At 27.4% G+C, this 15,838-nt stretch carries 14 protein-coding genes, 2 tRNA genes and 1 pseudogene; 9 read left to right on the forward strand and 8 right to left on the reverse strand.

The genetic code is table 4. The features are described 5' to 3' along the window. Positions 1-18 precede the first annotated feature (18 nt). The 8 genes and pseudogenes from asnA (at position 19) to ACWXVJ_RS00560 (ending at position 5,249) form a co-directional block, all read left to right on the forward strand. The gene (gene asnA / locus ACWXVJ_RS00525; RefSeq protein WP_455966037.1) at positions 19-999 is read left to right on the forward strand and encodes an aspartate--ammonia ligase; all 981 of its coding nucleotides are present in this window, start codon (positions 19-21) and stop codon (positions 997-999) included. Between the two features lie 224 nt (positions 1,000-1,223). Continuing rightward, on the forward strand, positions 1,224-2,369 hold the full coding sequence (gene metK, locus ACWXVJ_RS00530) for a methionine adenosyltransferase (protein WP_444705062.1): 1,146 nt from the start codon (positions 1,224-1,226) through the stop codon (positions 2,367-2,369). A gap of 21 nt (positions 2,370-2,390) precedes the next feature. Next, positions 2,391-2,464, forward strand: a tRNA-Trp gene (locus ACWXVJ_RS00535). 387 nt (positions 2,465-2,851) lie between these two features. Further along, a complete protein-coding gene (locus ACWXVJ_RS00540; protein WP_455966039.1) occupies positions 2,852-3,919 on the forward strand; it encodes an alanine/ornithine racemase family PLP-dependent enzyme in 1,068 nt (355 codons plus the stop codon). Positions 3,920-4,047: 128 nt separating this feature from the next. Next, a complete protein-coding gene (locus tag ACWXVJ_RS00545; RefSeq protein ID WP_455966041.1) occupies positions 4,048-4,230 on the forward strand; it encodes a hypothetical protein in 183 nt (60 codons plus the stop codon). Next, a pseudogene (locus ACWXVJ_RS00550) lies at positions 4,227-4,616 on the forward strand (transposase). Before ACWXVJ_RS00545 ends, ACWXVJ_RS00550 begins: the two are co-directional and overlap by 4 nt. 76 nt (positions 4,617-4,692) lie before the next feature. Beyond that, the gene (locus ACWXVJ_RS00555) at positions 4,693-5,055 is read left to right on the forward strand and encodes a transposase (protein WP_455966084.1); all 363 of its coding nucleotides are present in this window, start codon (positions 4,693-4,695) and stop codon (positions 5,053-5,055) included. 26 nt (positions 5,056-5,081) lie between these two features. Further along, the gene (locus ACWXVJ_RS00560) at positions 5,082-5,249 is read left to right on the forward strand and encodes a hypothetical protein (protein ID WP_455966086.1); all 168 of its coding nucleotides are present in this window, start codon (positions 5,082-5,084) and stop codon (positions 5,247-5,249) included. 203 nt (positions 5,250-5,452) lie between these two features. Here the strand turns inward: ACWXVJ_RS00560 and ACWXVJ_RS00565 are convergent, their stop codons facing one another. From ACWXVJ_RS00565 to ychF, 3 genes are all read right to left on the reverse strand, one after another. Continuing rightward, positions 5,453-6,277, reverse strand: a complete 825-nt coding sequence (locus ACWXVJ_RS00565) for a hypothetical protein (protein WP_455966043.1) — start codon at positions 6,275-6,277, stop codon at positions 5,453-5,455. After that, the gene (locus tag ACWXVJ_RS00570) at positions 6,277-7,755 is read right to left on the reverse strand and encodes a putative cysteine peptidase (protein WP_455966045.1); all 1,479 of its coding nucleotides are present in this window, start codon (positions 7,753-7,755) and stop codon (positions 6,277-6,279) included. The genes ACWXVJ_RS00565 and ACWXVJ_RS00570 overlap by 1 nt, the downstream gene beginning before the upstream one ends. A 283-nt stretch (positions 7,756-8,038) precedes the next feature. Then, on the reverse strand, positions 8,039-9,142 hold the full coding sequence (gene ychF, locus ACWXVJ_RS00575) for a redox-regulated ATPase YchF (protein WP_438340724.1): 1,104 nt from the start codon (positions 9,140-9,142) through the stop codon (positions 8,039-8,041). Between the two features lie 110 nt (positions 9,143-9,252). On the opposite strand from ychF, the gene ACWXVJ_RS00580 reads away from it, so the two are divergent. Then, positions 9,253-9,831, forward strand: coding sequence for a thymidine kinase (locus ACWXVJ_RS00580; RefSeq protein WP_438340723.1), 579 nt, complete (start codon positions 9,253-9,255; stop codon positions 9,829-9,831). Between the two features lie 5 nt (positions 9,832-9,836). On the opposite strand, the gene ACWXVJ_RS00585 is transcribed toward ACWXVJ_RS00580, so the two are convergent. The 5 genes from ACWXVJ_RS00585 to ACWXVJ_RS00605 form a co-directional block, all read right to left on the reverse strand. Further along, a tRNA-His gene (locus ACWXVJ_RS00585) sits at positions 9,837-9,912 on the reverse strand. A 156-nt stretch (positions 9,913-10,068) separates the two neighbouring features. After that, complete coding sequence (locus tag ACWXVJ_RS00590; RefSeq protein WP_455966047.1) at positions 10,069-11,490, reverse strand: hypothetical protein; 1,422 nt, start codon at positions 11,488-11,490, stop codon at positions 10,069-10,071. Between the two features lie 53 nt (positions 11,491-11,543). Beyond that, positions 11,544-11,855: a hypothetical protein gene (locus ACWXVJ_RS00595; RefSeq protein WP_455966049.1), complete on the reverse strand. Its 312-nt coding sequence runs from the start codon at positions 11,853-11,855 to the stop codon at positions 11,544-11,546. A 91-nt stretch (positions 11,856-11,946) separates the two neighbouring features. Further along, complete coding sequence (locus ACWXVJ_RS00600; RefSeq protein ID WP_438340711.1) at positions 11,947-13,485, reverse strand: hypothetical protein; 1,539 nt, start codon at positions 13,483-13,485, stop codon at positions 11,947-11,949. A 70-nt stretch (positions 13,486-13,555) separates the two neighbouring features. Then, entirely contained in the window at positions 13,556-15,832 is a 2,277-nt protein-coding gene (locus ACWXVJ_RS00605) for a hypothetical protein (RefSeq protein WP_455966051.1), read from the reverse strand. Positions 15,833-15,838 lie beyond the last annotated feature (6 nt).

Below are 15,838 nucleotides of genomic sequence, written 5' to 3' on the forward strand. Positions count from 1 at the left end.
ATTTGTTAAAATTCTTTTATGAAAAAAACATGTTTAACATTAAAAGAAACTCAGTTTGCGATTGAAAAACTAAAAGACGTTTTTTCACATAAATTAAGAAAAGCCTTAAATCTTACAAGAGTATCAGCACCTATGTTTCTAAGAAGTAGTAGTGGCTTAAATGATGGTCTCTCAGGAGAAAAACCAGTTATATTTAGACCTAAAAATATTAATGAAGATATCGAAATTGTTCACTCACTAGCAAAATGAAAAAGAGATGCCTTAGCAAGATATAATTTTAACGTTTATGAAGGTATCTATACTGATATGAACGCAATAAGACAACAAGAAAATATTGATAAAACCCATTCTTTTTATGTCGACCAATGAGATTGAGAATTAGTTATAAATAAAAAGGATCGTAATATTAATTTTCTTAAAAAGGTTGTTAAAAAAATATATAAATGCCTTAAAGAAACAGAAAAAACCATTAATAAAATTTATCAAATTTTCGCAACAAAACTTCCAGAAAAAATTTTCTTTATTAGTTCAAATGAACTATATAATCTCTATCCAAATATTTCGCCTGAGGAGAGAGAATACGAGATAGCAAAAGAACACAAAGCTATTTTTATTTACCAAATTGGTTATCTATTAAATGATAATAAGCCACATTCAAAAAGAGCTAAGGACTATGATGATTGGATGCTTAATGGTGATTTAATTGTCTATGATCCAATCAACGATATCGCTTTGGAACTAAGCAGTATGGGAATTAGAGTGGATGGTGATTCACTAAGAAAACAATATCAACTAAATGACTATGAAATAGCAAAAATAAGTCCATATCATAAGGCTATTTTAGAAAACAAATTACCTTTAACTATCGGTGGGGGGCTAGGGCAATCAAGAATTGCAATGTTTTTATTAGAAAAAAGACATATTGGTGAAGTTCAAGTTAGCATTTGAAATGATGAGACTAAAAAAACGATCAGTGAAAATGGCATAATTCTCTTATAAAATGATATACTTTTATCATAATTAAAATACATAAAGAGTTGTTAGCTTGACGGCGATGAAACATGCCAACCTGTTCGCATAGAATAAGGTGGATAGTCAGAGATTTTTATAAAAAATCTAACATGTATCATTTGTAAGTTTATTTAGTCAAAAAACAACCTATAAAATAGAGTTGTTTTTTTATGTTTTTAATTATAGCTATAGAAATTTAAAGGAGAAATACAATGAAGAGATTATTAACAAGCGAATCTGTGGGTGCGGGACATCCAGATAAAATTTGTGACCAAATTTCAGATGCGATTGTCGATGCTTTATTAAAGCAAGATAAATATTCAAGAGTAGCATGTGACGTTATAGCAAATGATGACCTCATATATATTGGTGGCCAAATTTCAACAAAAGGTTATATTGATACTATTAAGGAAGCATGAAAAATACTTAAAAATTTAGGCTATAAGGAAAACGATTTTAAAATAATTAACGCAATTACTGAACAAAGTCCTGATATTGCTCAGGGAGTAAACAAGGACAACAATAAAGAATTAGGTGCTGGCGATCAAGGGATTTTGTTTGGTTATGCCACTTGCGAAAATGAGTATTATATGCCATGGCCTATTGTGCTAGCTCATGAATTAGTAAAGCGTGCCGAAAATTTAAGAAAACATAAAAAATTTCCATATGCAAAGTCAGATATGAAAAGCCAAGTCACAGTTGAATATGATGATAAAAAAAATACATATACTATTAAAAAAGTTTTAATGTCAATTCAACATGAGGAAAATTTTAATTATGATAAATTTAAAACCTTTATAAAAACAAATATCGTTGACTATGTTTTAAAAGAACATAATTTCAATTTAGATTATGAATTATTAATAAATCCCACCGGTAGATTTGTAATAGGGGGGCCAACCGGAGATACTGGTTTGACTGGTAGAAAAATAATTGTCGACACTTATGGTGGTTTTGCAAGACATGGTGGTGGGGCGTTTTCAGGTAAGGACGCAACCAAGATAGACCGTTCTGCAGCATATATGGCAAGATATATAACCAAAAATTTTGTTGCTGCTGGCATTGCAAAAAAAATGGAAATCCAATTATCTTATGCCATAGGATTACCTAGACCACAATCAATTTATATTGAGACTTTTGGTACTTCTAAATATACAGAACAGGAAATAATTAATGCCGTTTATAAATTATTTGATTTAAGTGTTGAAGGAATTATAAACACACTAAATTTATTAAATCCAATTTTTCTACCAACCGCAACTTTTGGTCATTTTGGTAGAAATGACCTTAATTTAAGTTGAGAAAAAATTGACAAAATAAATGAAATAAAAGATTTCTTTAAAAATATAAAAAGATAAATTATAATTTTATATGTGTCTAGGGGATTAGTTTAATGGTAGAACAATGGACTCCAAACCCATTTGTGCGGGTTCGATTCCTGCATCCCCTGCCATATCATAAAATTGTTATAAAACAAGATGCATTACAAATGTATCTTGTTTTTTTAAAAAAGTAAAGCATTTCTTATTAATAGGTTTAATAGGAAATGTAAAACGGCTAACTTCGCGTTTTATGGCGATTAGGTTTATTTTTAATTTTTTAATTAGTTATATCGGTATAAATATCTTTTTTTCTCAAAATCTGTTAAATTCTAGATTTCTATTTTTTATATTTCACATTAACTCCTATAATTATTTTAAACTATAGGATGTTGCAAAATAATTGAGAATTTACAAATTACGAACAAAAATATGCCTTATTAAGAAATGGCAAAAAAGAATTTATAATTATTAAAATATAGCAAATAATATAGGAATTAAATTAAAATAAAGGAATAAAAATGGGATACCCAAAAATTATTATTAATGAAACTAAATTCAAAACTAACGTTAGAAGAGCAATCGAAATTTGTAAGGTTAAAAATATTGAAGTTTTAGCAGTAACTAAAGGTTTTTGTGGAAATAGAAGAATGGCGGAATTATATGCTGAGGCCGGCATAAAAAACTTTGGAGATTCACGGCTAGATAATTTTGAAATATATAAAGATATACCAGGTCACAAACAACTTTTAAGAATACCAATGATTTCTGAAATACCAAAAATGATTGAATTATGTGATTCATCATTAAATGGCGATTTAGATGTTATTAAAAAAATTAGTGATTATTGTTTAAAAAACAATAAAAAGCCGCATGAAATTGTTTTAATGGTGGACTTAGGTGATAGAAGAGAAGGCGTTTTGCCAGAAGATGCTTTAAAATCAGCTAAATTAATCAATGAAATGAAAGGTGTTAAATTAATTGGTTTAGGATGCAATTTTGGGTGTTATGGTGCTAGAATACCATCTGATGAAACAATGAAACAATTCGTTGAAATCCAACATCAAATTGAGAGTGAACTTAATATCAAATTAACTCATATGTCAGGCGGAAATTCATTAAGTTTACATATGGTGTGAGAAAATCGTATGCCAGAAGAAATCAATGTTTTAAGAATGGGTTTTGCAATGATTTTTGGTACTGAAGATATGTATCGTCAAACAATTGATGGAATGTATCGTGATGCATTTAGATGCGAAGTTGAAGTTGTTGAAGTTGATTATAAAAGTTCAATGCCAATTGGTGCTTGCGGAATTGATGCGTTTGGACATGTTCCTTATTTTGAAGACATTGGTGATATAAAAAGAATTATTTTGGCAATCGGTAAATTGGATACAATGTTTGATGCCATGATCCCATATGATGAAAAGCTAAAAATTTTAGGTGGATCTTCAGATCATATGATTATCAACGCTCAAGATTCAAATATTGAATATAAAGCCGGTGACATCGTTACTTTTGGTCTTGACTGAGGAAGTTTATTATATCTATTCAATTCTTCATATGTAATTAAAGAATTTGAAAAATAGTTTAATTTTTGTAAAAAATAACCAAACTTATTGAAAAGAGATTTTTTGGAACTGTAGATAATTTTGTGTAAAAATCTCCTAATAGCAAATATTTAAAATTAAAATATTTATATAGAAGATTTTTTAATATGCCAAAAAAAGAAATTAAAATGCTAAGTGCAAAAGAATTATATAATAAATATAAATTAGCAACTCAGGAAGAAGTTTACGAAATTATTAAGCAAAATACCAAAGATCTTATTCGAATAATACTAGAAGAAGAGATCAAAAAACACCTTGTTACGATAGATATGAGCATGAAAAAGCGATAAAAGATAACTATCGAAATGGTAGTTATTCTAAAAATATAAGATCAAATTTAGGTGAAATTGAACTTCAAATTCCGAGGGATAGAAACTCTTAATTTAAACCAACAATAGATCCAAAATACCAGTATGATATTTCTAAAATTGAAAGCCAAATTATCGGTCTTTATTCAAAAGGAATTTCAACGAGAGATATCTCTCAAACTCTTAAGGAAATGTGCGGAGTTGAAGTTGATGCTGCTTTCGTTAACAGAGTAACTGATAAGATAATTCCACACATAACAGAGTGAAGAAATCGACCTTTAAAAAAAACTTATGCCATGGTTTTTATTGATGGAATAAGGTTAAAGTTGCAGAAGAAAATAAACTTGTTAAAAAGTCAGTTTACATAGTTATGAGATACTCTTTGGAAGGATATAAGGATGTTTTGGGTTCGAAATTGGGGAATCTGAAAGTGCAAAATATTGAATTCAAGTACTAAATAACCTTAAATTAAGGGGGGGCGTTCATGAGATATATCTCATGGCGAGTGATAATTTAGCGGAAATTAACGAAGCAATCAAAGCTGTTTATTCTAAAACACAAATTCAAAAGTGCATAGTTCATCAAATAAGAAATTCGACAAAACATGTTAACTATAAAGATTTAAAAGAATTTACCCAAGATATGAAAAATATTTATAAATCCAGCAACCTGGATGAGGCTTCAAGGTTTCTTGAAATTTTTGAACAAAAATGAGATTCTAAATATCATTATGCAGTCAAAAGTTGAAGAAATAATTTCGATGAATTAGTTACTTTTTTAATTTTCCAGCGGAAATTAGAAAACTAATTTATACAACAAATGTTATTGAAAATTTAAATAGAAATATTAGAAAAATTTCTAAAAATAAAACTTCATTTCCTACTGATGACTCTTTAATAAAAATAATTTATTTTGCAATTCAAAATCAAGTTGAAAAACGAGGTAAATCCGCTCCTAACTGAGGGGTTGTTTATAACCAATTGCAAATAATTTTCGAATAATAATAATAATAATAATAATAATAATAATAATAATAATAATTTAAAATAACCAAAATAACATTTAGGAGATTAAATTCTCCGATTTTGTTATGTTATTTGGTTATTTTTACATAATAAATTTAGATTTATGTAAGCTATTCTCAAATCTCTTACTCAAAAAGTAAGCAGGAGATAAATTTACACAAAATTTACTACACTACCTATTAATAATGCAAATTATAAATATTTATCTCTTTTTCGCTACCATCCTTTGCTTCCAATTCTTCATATTCCTTTGTTTTTGAATAATCACTAGGTATGTATCTATTTATAAAAATTTTTAAAGTTGCATCTTTTTTATCGTTATCTATTCCGATTATTATAATATCTGCAATGTCCAATTCCTTATCATTATATTTAACCTTATGTTTATTAATAGCTGAAAGAAAAGATCTTGTTTGTAAAAAACTGGGATAAGGTGAATGAATTGTTTTTTTTCAATTTGTTACGTCTTTATAAGTGTCTTCTGAGCTTGTTTTAAAAATTTTAAAATCTTCTAAATCCTGAAATGGTGTAGCATATCATTGCTCAAATTCAAACCCATAGGGTAGAAATTGAGTAATCATTTTTTTAGGAAGATAAAATAGCACTATATCCTTTAAATTTAGTATTTTTTCTTCAAATTCTTCTCTAAAATCTCCTTTATTATCTTTTGATGTATTTATAAGTTTAATTTTCAATGGGATAACATAAAAACCCTCTTTCTTAATGCTATTTATATATTTTTTAACTTCCTCTATTTTATTAGAGGTTTTAAATTCATATTTTTTAAAAGGATTTTTAATTAAAATGTTATCGCCCTTAAAGGCATCCTTATAAAGAGTTACATCTTCTAAATAATTTCTATGAGGCATTGATGGTCCGATTGGCATATTAAGACGATCTAAATGCGTTATCACCGAATATATGCTAAAGCCAAGCAATGGAGCACCAATCACAACAGTTGGCACCAGCGCGCCTATTAATGCAATTTTTGTTTTCTTTTTCATTATTTTATTAACTCGCAATCCTTTAATCTTTCTGTAATTTCACTTCCAGTAACAAAATTAGCACCATCCCAAAAATATTTTCCTAGTTCACCTTGATCTTTATTTTCTAAATATTCAAGCCATTTAATGTTGTTTGTATCAATAATAACTTGATTTCATTTGTCATATCAATTAAAATTAACTAGTGCTCTTCCATCTTCATAAACTCCATAAGCTACATAAATATGCGAAGATTCGCCATTCAATTCATATCCACCATTCTTAAATTCTCTTGTATCCGAAACTAGAAATGCTGGTATTTTTTTATCCTTAATAAAATTTACAATATTATTGCTTCTGTTATATCAATAACTAAATGTATAATCAACATATTTTTTGTTTAATAGATTTTTAATAATTTCTTTCCTATTTCAGTATGTTGTACCCTTCTTGAATTTAAATTTTTCTAAAAGATCTTTCATATAAACATCATTTAATTTTGGAGAAAAATAATTTTCTTTTAAATATTTAACTTTTTCATTATTAGTTAAATTGGAAAAATATGTTCTGAGCTGATGAGTTTTTTCATACTCATAATCATAAACAAGGTCACCATTTATAATTTCCCATGGCATTGAGTCATAATCATATATTATTCCTGCATCAAAGGATTCTGTTTTATCTATATATTTTTCTTCTTCTTGAAATCCTAAATATCTAGGATTTAAAAAATAATTATTATAAAGTATCATCTGATTTATGGCAATATAGCCGCATATTCCACCTCAGTCTTCTTCGTTTGTGTAATATTTAGCATCATTAATTCCAAAAACCTTATTGTTGTTTGATTTAAAAAATCATGAATACCTAATTTCATCATCAGCATATAAAAAACCGTTGTATTCATTTCTTATACCATTTTTCTTGAAATCTGTTAAACTAGAATTTTTTACGGTGTTTAAATTCCAAATATTAAAATTGCTAAAATTAACATTTTTAAAATTTTTTTCAATTTTTTTAGATTGATCTTTTCAATCATCGGTCACATTTTTGGTTTTCTTAATAGGCCTATGAACGTCACCGGGAAATGGTTTATCCCTATCGCGAATATTTGTATAATCAAATGATGTTTCGCTATTTCTTAATATTATTGTATCCTTATTAGGAAACATTAGCATCATTTCTGGCGTAAAAATATAATAAGGATTAACTTCTACTATTTTTTCTCTACCATGATCAAAGATTGAATAACCACCATTTTCATAGCCGACTATATAGTTATATTTATCAATATTAAAAAAATTACCTGATATAAATTTAATTTTGGTATCTTGTCGCCCTGTTAGTCTTATAAAATCGCACAAACAATAAGCACCAACTTTTTCCTTATATTTTATTTCTAATGCTTCATCTGTATTGTTACTATTTTTAGTATAAGAGATAACCAATATTGGACTAACCACTAGCGGCAATCCTAGTAAAAAACTTATCTTTTTCATATATCCCCCTTAACTTAATTTTAAAACTTTAAATTTTTTCAACAATAAATGAGGCGTTTTTTACAAAAAAATACATATTTAATATCAAAAAATAAACCCAAAACCCTAACTAGTTTTAGGCCTATTGGTTCTATTATTAACCTTTATTTTTTATAAAATATTCATTAATAAAATACTTCATTCTTACAATTTAATATTTTAAAAATTAAAACATTAAATAAAAATTAATATTTTATCCCTGTCATTAATAAACAAATACATTATAAAAATTTCTTTTGTAATTTTATTTAGCTATCTTAAAATAACAAACATCTCCATCCTTCATTAGATAATTTCGGCCTTCTAGCATCATTTTACCTGCTTCTTTCGCTTGTTTTTCACCACCACAAGTAATATAGTCATCGCATTTAATAACCTCAGCTTTAACAAATTTCTTTTCAAAATCAGTATGAATAATCCCGGCACATTCAGCTGCGTTCATTCCTTTTTTAAACACTCAAGCTCTTGTTTCAACTTCTCCAACAGTGAAATAGGTAGCTTGATCTAATAAATAAAAACTCTTAGATATAAGTTCGGCAAGTCCAGATTTATCGATATTATATTCATTTAAAAACATTGTTTTTTCTTCATTTAAAAAGCTAGATACTTCATATTCAATTTTTATACAAATTGGAATTATATATTCATTATTTTTTTCTAATTCTTGTTTTAATCTTAAAAAATGTTTTGCTTCTGATAGATTTTTGTATGAATTTGCATCAAGATTAGCAACATAAATAGTAGGCTTAATTGTAAGAAATTGATAATTTTTAATAATTGCCAATTCCTCAGATGAAAAGTCAATATCCTTTAGCATTTTTTCATCAGATAAATAATCTTTAATTCTAACCAAAAGTTCATATTCTTTTTTTAATTCCTTATCATTTGAGTTAATTGCCTTTTTGCCAATGCGTCCTAGAACATTTTCAACCATCTGCAAATCTGCTAAAATTAGTTCTAAATTAATTATTTTTAGGTCGGCCAATGGATCAATATGATTTCTCACATGAACTATATCATCATTTTCAAAACATCTAATTACGTGTACTATTGCATCCACTTCACGGATGTTAGATAAAAACTTATTACCTAATCCCTCACCCTTCGAGGCCCCTTCGACAAGTCCGGCAATATCAACAAATTGAAATGTTGCTGGAACAATTTTTCTAGCATTAACAAGAGATGCTAAACTATATAATCTTGAATCTTCTAAATTAACTATTGCAATATTAGGTTCAATAGTAGTAAATGCGTAATTAGCTGACTCTGCTTCATTTAATGTTAAGGCTGAAAAAAGTGTGCTTTTTCCAACGTTTGGTAATCCCACAATCCCTGCTTTTAATGACATAAAAACCTCCAATAAAGAAAAAAATTTATACTAATAATTTTAATGTAATATAAGAAAATAATTTATTATTATAACAATAAATAACTCACAGAATTTAAGGTAGGTTTATTATGTATAAAAGATTCTCAAAAGGTATGATTGAGATTATCACAGGTCCCATGTTTAGTGGGAAAACCGAGGAACTACTAAGAAGATTAAGAACATTATCATATGCTAAATTTAATAGTTTAGTAATTAAGCCTGAATATGACAATCGTTTTTCTGATAGCGAAATAGTAAGTCGCTGTGGATTAAAAGAAAGAACTTTTTCAATTAAACAAATTGAAGATATTTATGAATTGCTTGACAAAGCTAAATATGATGCAATTTTAATTGATGAGGCTCATTTTTTTGGAAATAATTTAATTTCAGTGGCCGATGATTTGGCAAACAAGGGATATTTAATAATAATTGCTGGACTTGACCAAGATTATCGACGTCAACCTTTTGGACCGATGCCTAATTTAATGGCTATTGCTGAAACAATTACTAAATTGCATGCTATTTGCGTAATATGTCAAAATGTTGCAACTACTTCATATAGAAAAATAAAAAATAAGAGTTTAAATTTATTAGGTAATTACAATGAATATGAAGCTAGATGTCGTAAGTGTCATTTATTAGGTGAAAATGTTCAAAAAATAAAATAAAAAAATGGGGCGTTCGAAGGGGATCGAACCCTCGTATGCCGGAGCCACAACCCGGAGCGTTAACCACTTCGCCACGAACGCCATTTTCTAAATTGCTTTATTATTTTAACATAAATAAACGTTTTTTTACAAATTTTAGGTTTATTATCTACAATGTAAAGTAAATTTTATAAGTTTGAGTTTTTAGTAGTTGCAATCAAAAAAACACACATTTATTTTGCGTGTTTTTTTGATAAATTAAGCTTTTGTATCTAATTGAAAAAGTTCAATTTCATAAATAGTAGAATGACCTTTAAACTTAAATGGAAGAACAATTTTACCGTCTGCTTTCTTTTCTAAGCAAAGTGCTTTTCTACTATTTTTCTTATTAAAATTATTTGCAAAAAGTATTTCTTTTTTATGTCAAAGATCAACAAATTCCTTTGAGAAAATTCCTGATCCAAGGTTTTTTGCTTTGTTTTTCTTGTTAGGTCTCTTTTCGGAGAACATAAAATTATTTTTTTGATCAAAAGTAACATAGCCAAAGTAGTGATGTTCTCTTTCGTTTGATAACCTACTGTTTCCTTTTAATATAGTAATAATTGTATTTTTAACATCTTCAGTAATTGAACCAGTTGATACAATTGAATTATTATTTATTTTATCAACTATTTTTTGTTGTTCCTCAGTTAGATTTTCCTTGACATTTGCATCCGGTTGTTTTTTCTTGGCATCTGTATTTTTATTTAAGTTGTTTTTTGCTTGCTCAAGTAAATTAGACAATTTTTTGGTAGCATTTTCTATTTTTTCGGAATCTGAACTATCTTGTTTAACAACTTCCTGTTGTTTTTTTAATTCATCGTCTAATTGCTTTTTAATATCATCATGTTTTTGGTTAGTAAGAGTTTTTGAATAATCTTCCACTTCTTTAGCTATTTTATTGAATGAAGCTAGTGCTTGTAGCTTAGAATCTTTTTCTTGTTGTGCATCATCAATATCCCTTTTTGCATTTTTGGCTTTAAGTGTAGCTTCAATTAATACTGATGAAATAGAATCAATTTGCTCCTTAGTGCTTTTATCATTAATAGCGTTTTCATTTTCTTGAATGACTTTATCCAATTCATCCTTTATTGCTTTATATCTAGAATCTGACTCCAATTCCTTGCTTATTTTTTTAGCGGCATTAAGATTATTATCAAATTCAACTCTTGCCTCGATTTCATCATCGATTGGTTCAGCCATTTTTTTTGCTTTTTCTGATGCATCTTTTAACTTTTTAGTTGCTGCTTCAAATTGTTCAGCAGTACTATTATCATTAATATTTTTAACTATTTCATTAACTTCCTTTTCAAGCATGGACTTTATTTCCGCATACTTAGGACCACTCAAATATGTTAATTGATCATCGATGATATCTTTTTGCTTTTTATATTCTTGTTTTGTTTTTTCTAAAATATTATTTGTATTATCACTACCGTGTTGTTCATCTATCATTTGTTTGGATTCTTTAGCAGTATCAATAGCATTGGCTATTTTATTTGCTGCTTGCTTGAATTGCTCAACACTAGACTTGTCAGAAATTTCTTTTTTAGCAGTATTAATAGATGATTCAAGTTTAATTTTAGCTTCCTTATACTTATCATCTAGCAACGAGGATAATAACTTATTTGCTTCATCCAATTTAGTGTTATATAAGGATTTAACAGCTTCTAATGAATTATTATTTTTTACATCTATAGTATTTTCTTAATTTCACTAACTTGACTAACTAACTTTAATAACGCATCATTAAAATTGGAATTTGTTGACTTATCAGAATTTAGCACCTTTTTAGCGTTATCGATAGCTTTTTTAATTTCTAACTTTTGTGAATCATTAAGTTTCTTATTAGATTTTAATTCTTGCTCAAAGGTTTCGATTTGCTGAGATAGCTCTTTTTTAGGTTTAGCATGTAACACGATCCCTACTGATAAACCGGTTGCAAGCACGACAGCTGTACCACTAATAGAACCTAACGAAATTAGTAATTTACTCGATTTTTTCATTTTAATTTTCTCCCACATTTTTAGCGCAAAAATTATTATTAGTGCAATTCATTTATTGTACAGGTTTTACCTAATTTATAACATAACTAAATTAGTTATTTGTCATTTTCTTTAATTCATCGCTAGTAAATAGTTCTATTTCATATATCTTGTCGCTGCCTTTAAACTTAAAAGGTAGAACAACTTTGCCATCCTCCTTTAATTCAAGACATAACGCTTTTCTTCTGCTATTTGAACCGGCATATAAGACATCTTTTCTATTTATTAAATCCATAAATTCTTTAGCAAATAAATTTCCAAGATCTTTCTTTTTTCCTTTTGAATTTTCAGAAAATTGCAAGATTGGTTCTTGTCCTTTTGTTGGCCTCTTGTAGCTTAAATAGCCAAAGAAGTATCTCACATGTTCATTTCTATCATGACTTTTAGGAGATTTGTATATTTCAATAATAGCTTTTTTAACATCCTCACTAATGGCGCTATTATTTAAAATTGTTTTATTTTTTATTTTTTCAACTAATGCCTTTTGCTCGGCTGTTAAAGTTTCTTCTGTAGTATCTGCTTTTTGTGCGTCTCTTTTGATTTGTTCAAAGAATTTTTTAAGGCTTTTAGTAATATCTTTAACTTTGCGAGAAGTTGTATTTTCCTGATCTACAATACTTTTTTGCTTATTTAACTCAGCCTCTAATTTATTTTTAAGACCATCTTGTTCAGGCTTTTTTAATGTCTTAATAAACTCTTTAATTTCATTTTCTAATTTATAAAAATCGTCTTTTGCTGCTTTTTTAGTATCATCAGTTTTTGATTTATTATCAATTTTTTTCTTCTCTGCCTTAGCTTGATTAATTGCGTCATTAATTTCATTTGTGGCAGCAAGAAATTCATCCTTAGAACTTGATTCAGTTATCGTTTTTTTATTTTTATTAACTTTTTCTTCTAACGTCTTCTTAATAGTTGCGTATTCAGGTTTTGCTTCTAATGTTTTAATTAGTTCATTAGCTTTAGAAATAACTTTGTCATATTCTTCTTTAGCATTTTCTAAATTTTTATTAGAATTATTTAAATTATGAACATCAATTGATTGTTTTTCACTATTAGCAGTTTCAATAGCACTTATCAATGATTTAGTAGCATTTTCATACTGTTCTTTTGTACTTTTATCGCTAATTTCTTTTTTTGCTAAATTAATAGATGATTCCAATTTTGTTTTTATTTCTTTATATTCATCATTTGAAAGCATAGTTAGTAATTCGTTGGCTTCATTCAATTTAGATTCATATATTTTTTTAGCTTCGCTTAATAATAAATCAGGTTTTGAATCAAAGCTTTTTTTCCTAATCTCACTAACCTGACTAACGAGTTTTGATAATGCTTCTCTAAAATTAATATTTGATGATTTGTCAGAATTTAACACTTTCTTAGCATCATCAATTACCTTTTTAATCTCGGTTTTTTGCGATTCGTTAAGCTTACTATTAGATTCTAATTCTAATTCAAAAGCTTGAATTTGTTGTGCTAATTCTTTTTTTGGTTTTGCTTTCATAACTAAACCAACCGATAAACCGGTAGCAAGTAAAACTACTGCGCCTGTAATAGAACCTAACGTGATTCATAATTTACTTGACTTTTTCATTTTTTTATAATCTCCCTAAATTTAAAAATAAATTTTACTAATCAAATTTATTAAATCATTTAAACTGTTATTATTCTACAATGCTAGGATTTGTTTTAAGCATATTCTTTAATTCTTCACTTTTGAATAACACTATTTCATAATTTTTTTCATGTCCCTTAAATTTAAAGGGCAATACGACAGTTCCGTCTTCTTTTAATTGAAGCGATAAAGCTTTTCTGCCGTTGCTTGCTTTTGATGAAGTTGGAAAAACAATTTCTTTCTTTAATACTAAGTTAACGAATTCGCTAGCAAATATTCCATGGCCAAGATTTTTCGCCTTAATCTTGCCTTTTGGTCTTTTTTCTGAGAATTTAAAATCATGAGTTTTTTTATCAAAACTTATATATCCAAAGTAATAATTTACCTTTTCTTCATTAACTCTAGATTTATTTTTAAATATTTCAATAATTGAATTTTTTACATCCTCGGTAACGGCAGCTTCATTTATAATTGTTTTATCCTTAATCTTATCAACTATTTTTTGTTGTTCTGGATTTAAATTTTCTGATGCCTGTTCGCTTCTTTGAGATTCTCTCTTAATTTGTTCAAAGAAAGTCATAAGTTTCTTTGTAATTGTTTGAATTTTTTTGGCTGTTAAATTTTCTTTATTAATGTCATTTTTGCTTTTTTCTAATTCAGCTTCAAGTTTCATCTTAAGTTGAGTATGGTCAGACTTTGTTAATGATTTTTGAATAAATTCAGTAATTTCAGTTTCAAGTTTTTTAAATTCAGCTTTTGCTTCATCAATTTTTTGTTTTAAAATTTCTTTTTTATCTATTTCCTTTTTTTCATTATTAGCAGATTCGATAGCAGTTTCTAATTCCTTGGTTGCGCTTTTATATTCTTGATCAGTAGTTTTATCATTAATCTTTGTTTTAATTTGGTTTAATAAATCATCTAATTTTTTCTTGACATTTTCGTATTTAGCTTCCTTAAGAGAACTTGATAATTCCTCAGCCTCCTTTAATTTTTCTTCATAATCTTTTTTAGCATCAACCTTTGGTGTGGTTTGCTTATCAAGTTCTATTTTTGCTTTTCTTGCATTGTCAAAAGCTTTTTCTAGTTTTTTTATTGCTTCTTTAAAATCATCAATGGTACTGCTATCACTAACACTATTAACAATCGCCTGAACTTCTTCCTGTAATTTATCTTTTATATCTTTATATTTGTCACCAGCCAATTCGACATCATATATATCAAGAAAATCATTAGATAATTTATTATAAAAAATCTGTTGTTGTTCTTCTAATTGGTGTTGTATTTTATCATCAATTGTTTTTTTATCATTCTTAGTTTTTTCTATTAATTCAGTTATTAACTTTGTAGCACTATCATATTGTTGTTTAGTACTCTTGTTTGTAACTTGATCTTTTAATTTCTTAAATGATTCATCAAATTTTTGTTTAATATCTTTGTATAAATCACCATCAAGTTCTTTTGATAATTTATCTCCTTCACTAATTTTTTCTTCATATTTATTTTTAGCTTCCAATAAATTCTTTTCTTCCAAATCAATTTGCTCTTTTAATTTCGAAGCTTCATCTATTGCTATTTGTAATTTAATTTTGGCTTCATCATAATCATGTTTTTTACTTTTATTATTTAAATTATTAGTTATTTCTTTGATGGATAGATCCAATCTTGCTTTAACATCATAATACTTATTAGCTAAAAGTTTGTTTGATAGTTCTTTTGCTTCTTTAATTTTGTCATTAAAATCATTTTTAATATTTTCGAGAGTATCAATTTCTTGTTTAGCTTGTATAGCTTCTTTTATCGCTACTTCTAGTTTTTGTTTTGCTTCGTCATAGTCGCTTTTTAAACTGTCATCATTTATATTTTTTGTTGACTCATAGATAAATAAATCAAGTCTAGATTTAATGGCTTCATATCTTGGATATGATAATAGTATTTGTAATTGTTTAGCTTCTTGTAACTTGTTATTATACGATTTTTTTGCAAACCTCTTTAACTTGACAATATCCATTTCTTCAGTATTTGGATTTTGTTTAATTTCTTCAACAGAATTAACTAATTGCGCAATGGCATTTTCAAAATTTAAGTTTTGTGAAGAAGCGCCAGAAAGAAAAGCCTTGGCAGCTTCTATTGCCTGCTTAATTTTTGTCTTCTGGTTTTCGTTAAACGAAATATTATTTTTTAATTCTTTTTCATATTGATCAATCTTTTGAATTAAAACATTTCTAGGCATAGATTGTTGTACAGTATAGATTGATATTCCCGCGGCTGCAGCAATAGTTCCAACATTGGCTCCGCATAATGAAATTAATAATTTACTAGACTTCATTACATA

This window comes from Mycoplasma sp. 773, from assembly GCF_053851515.1.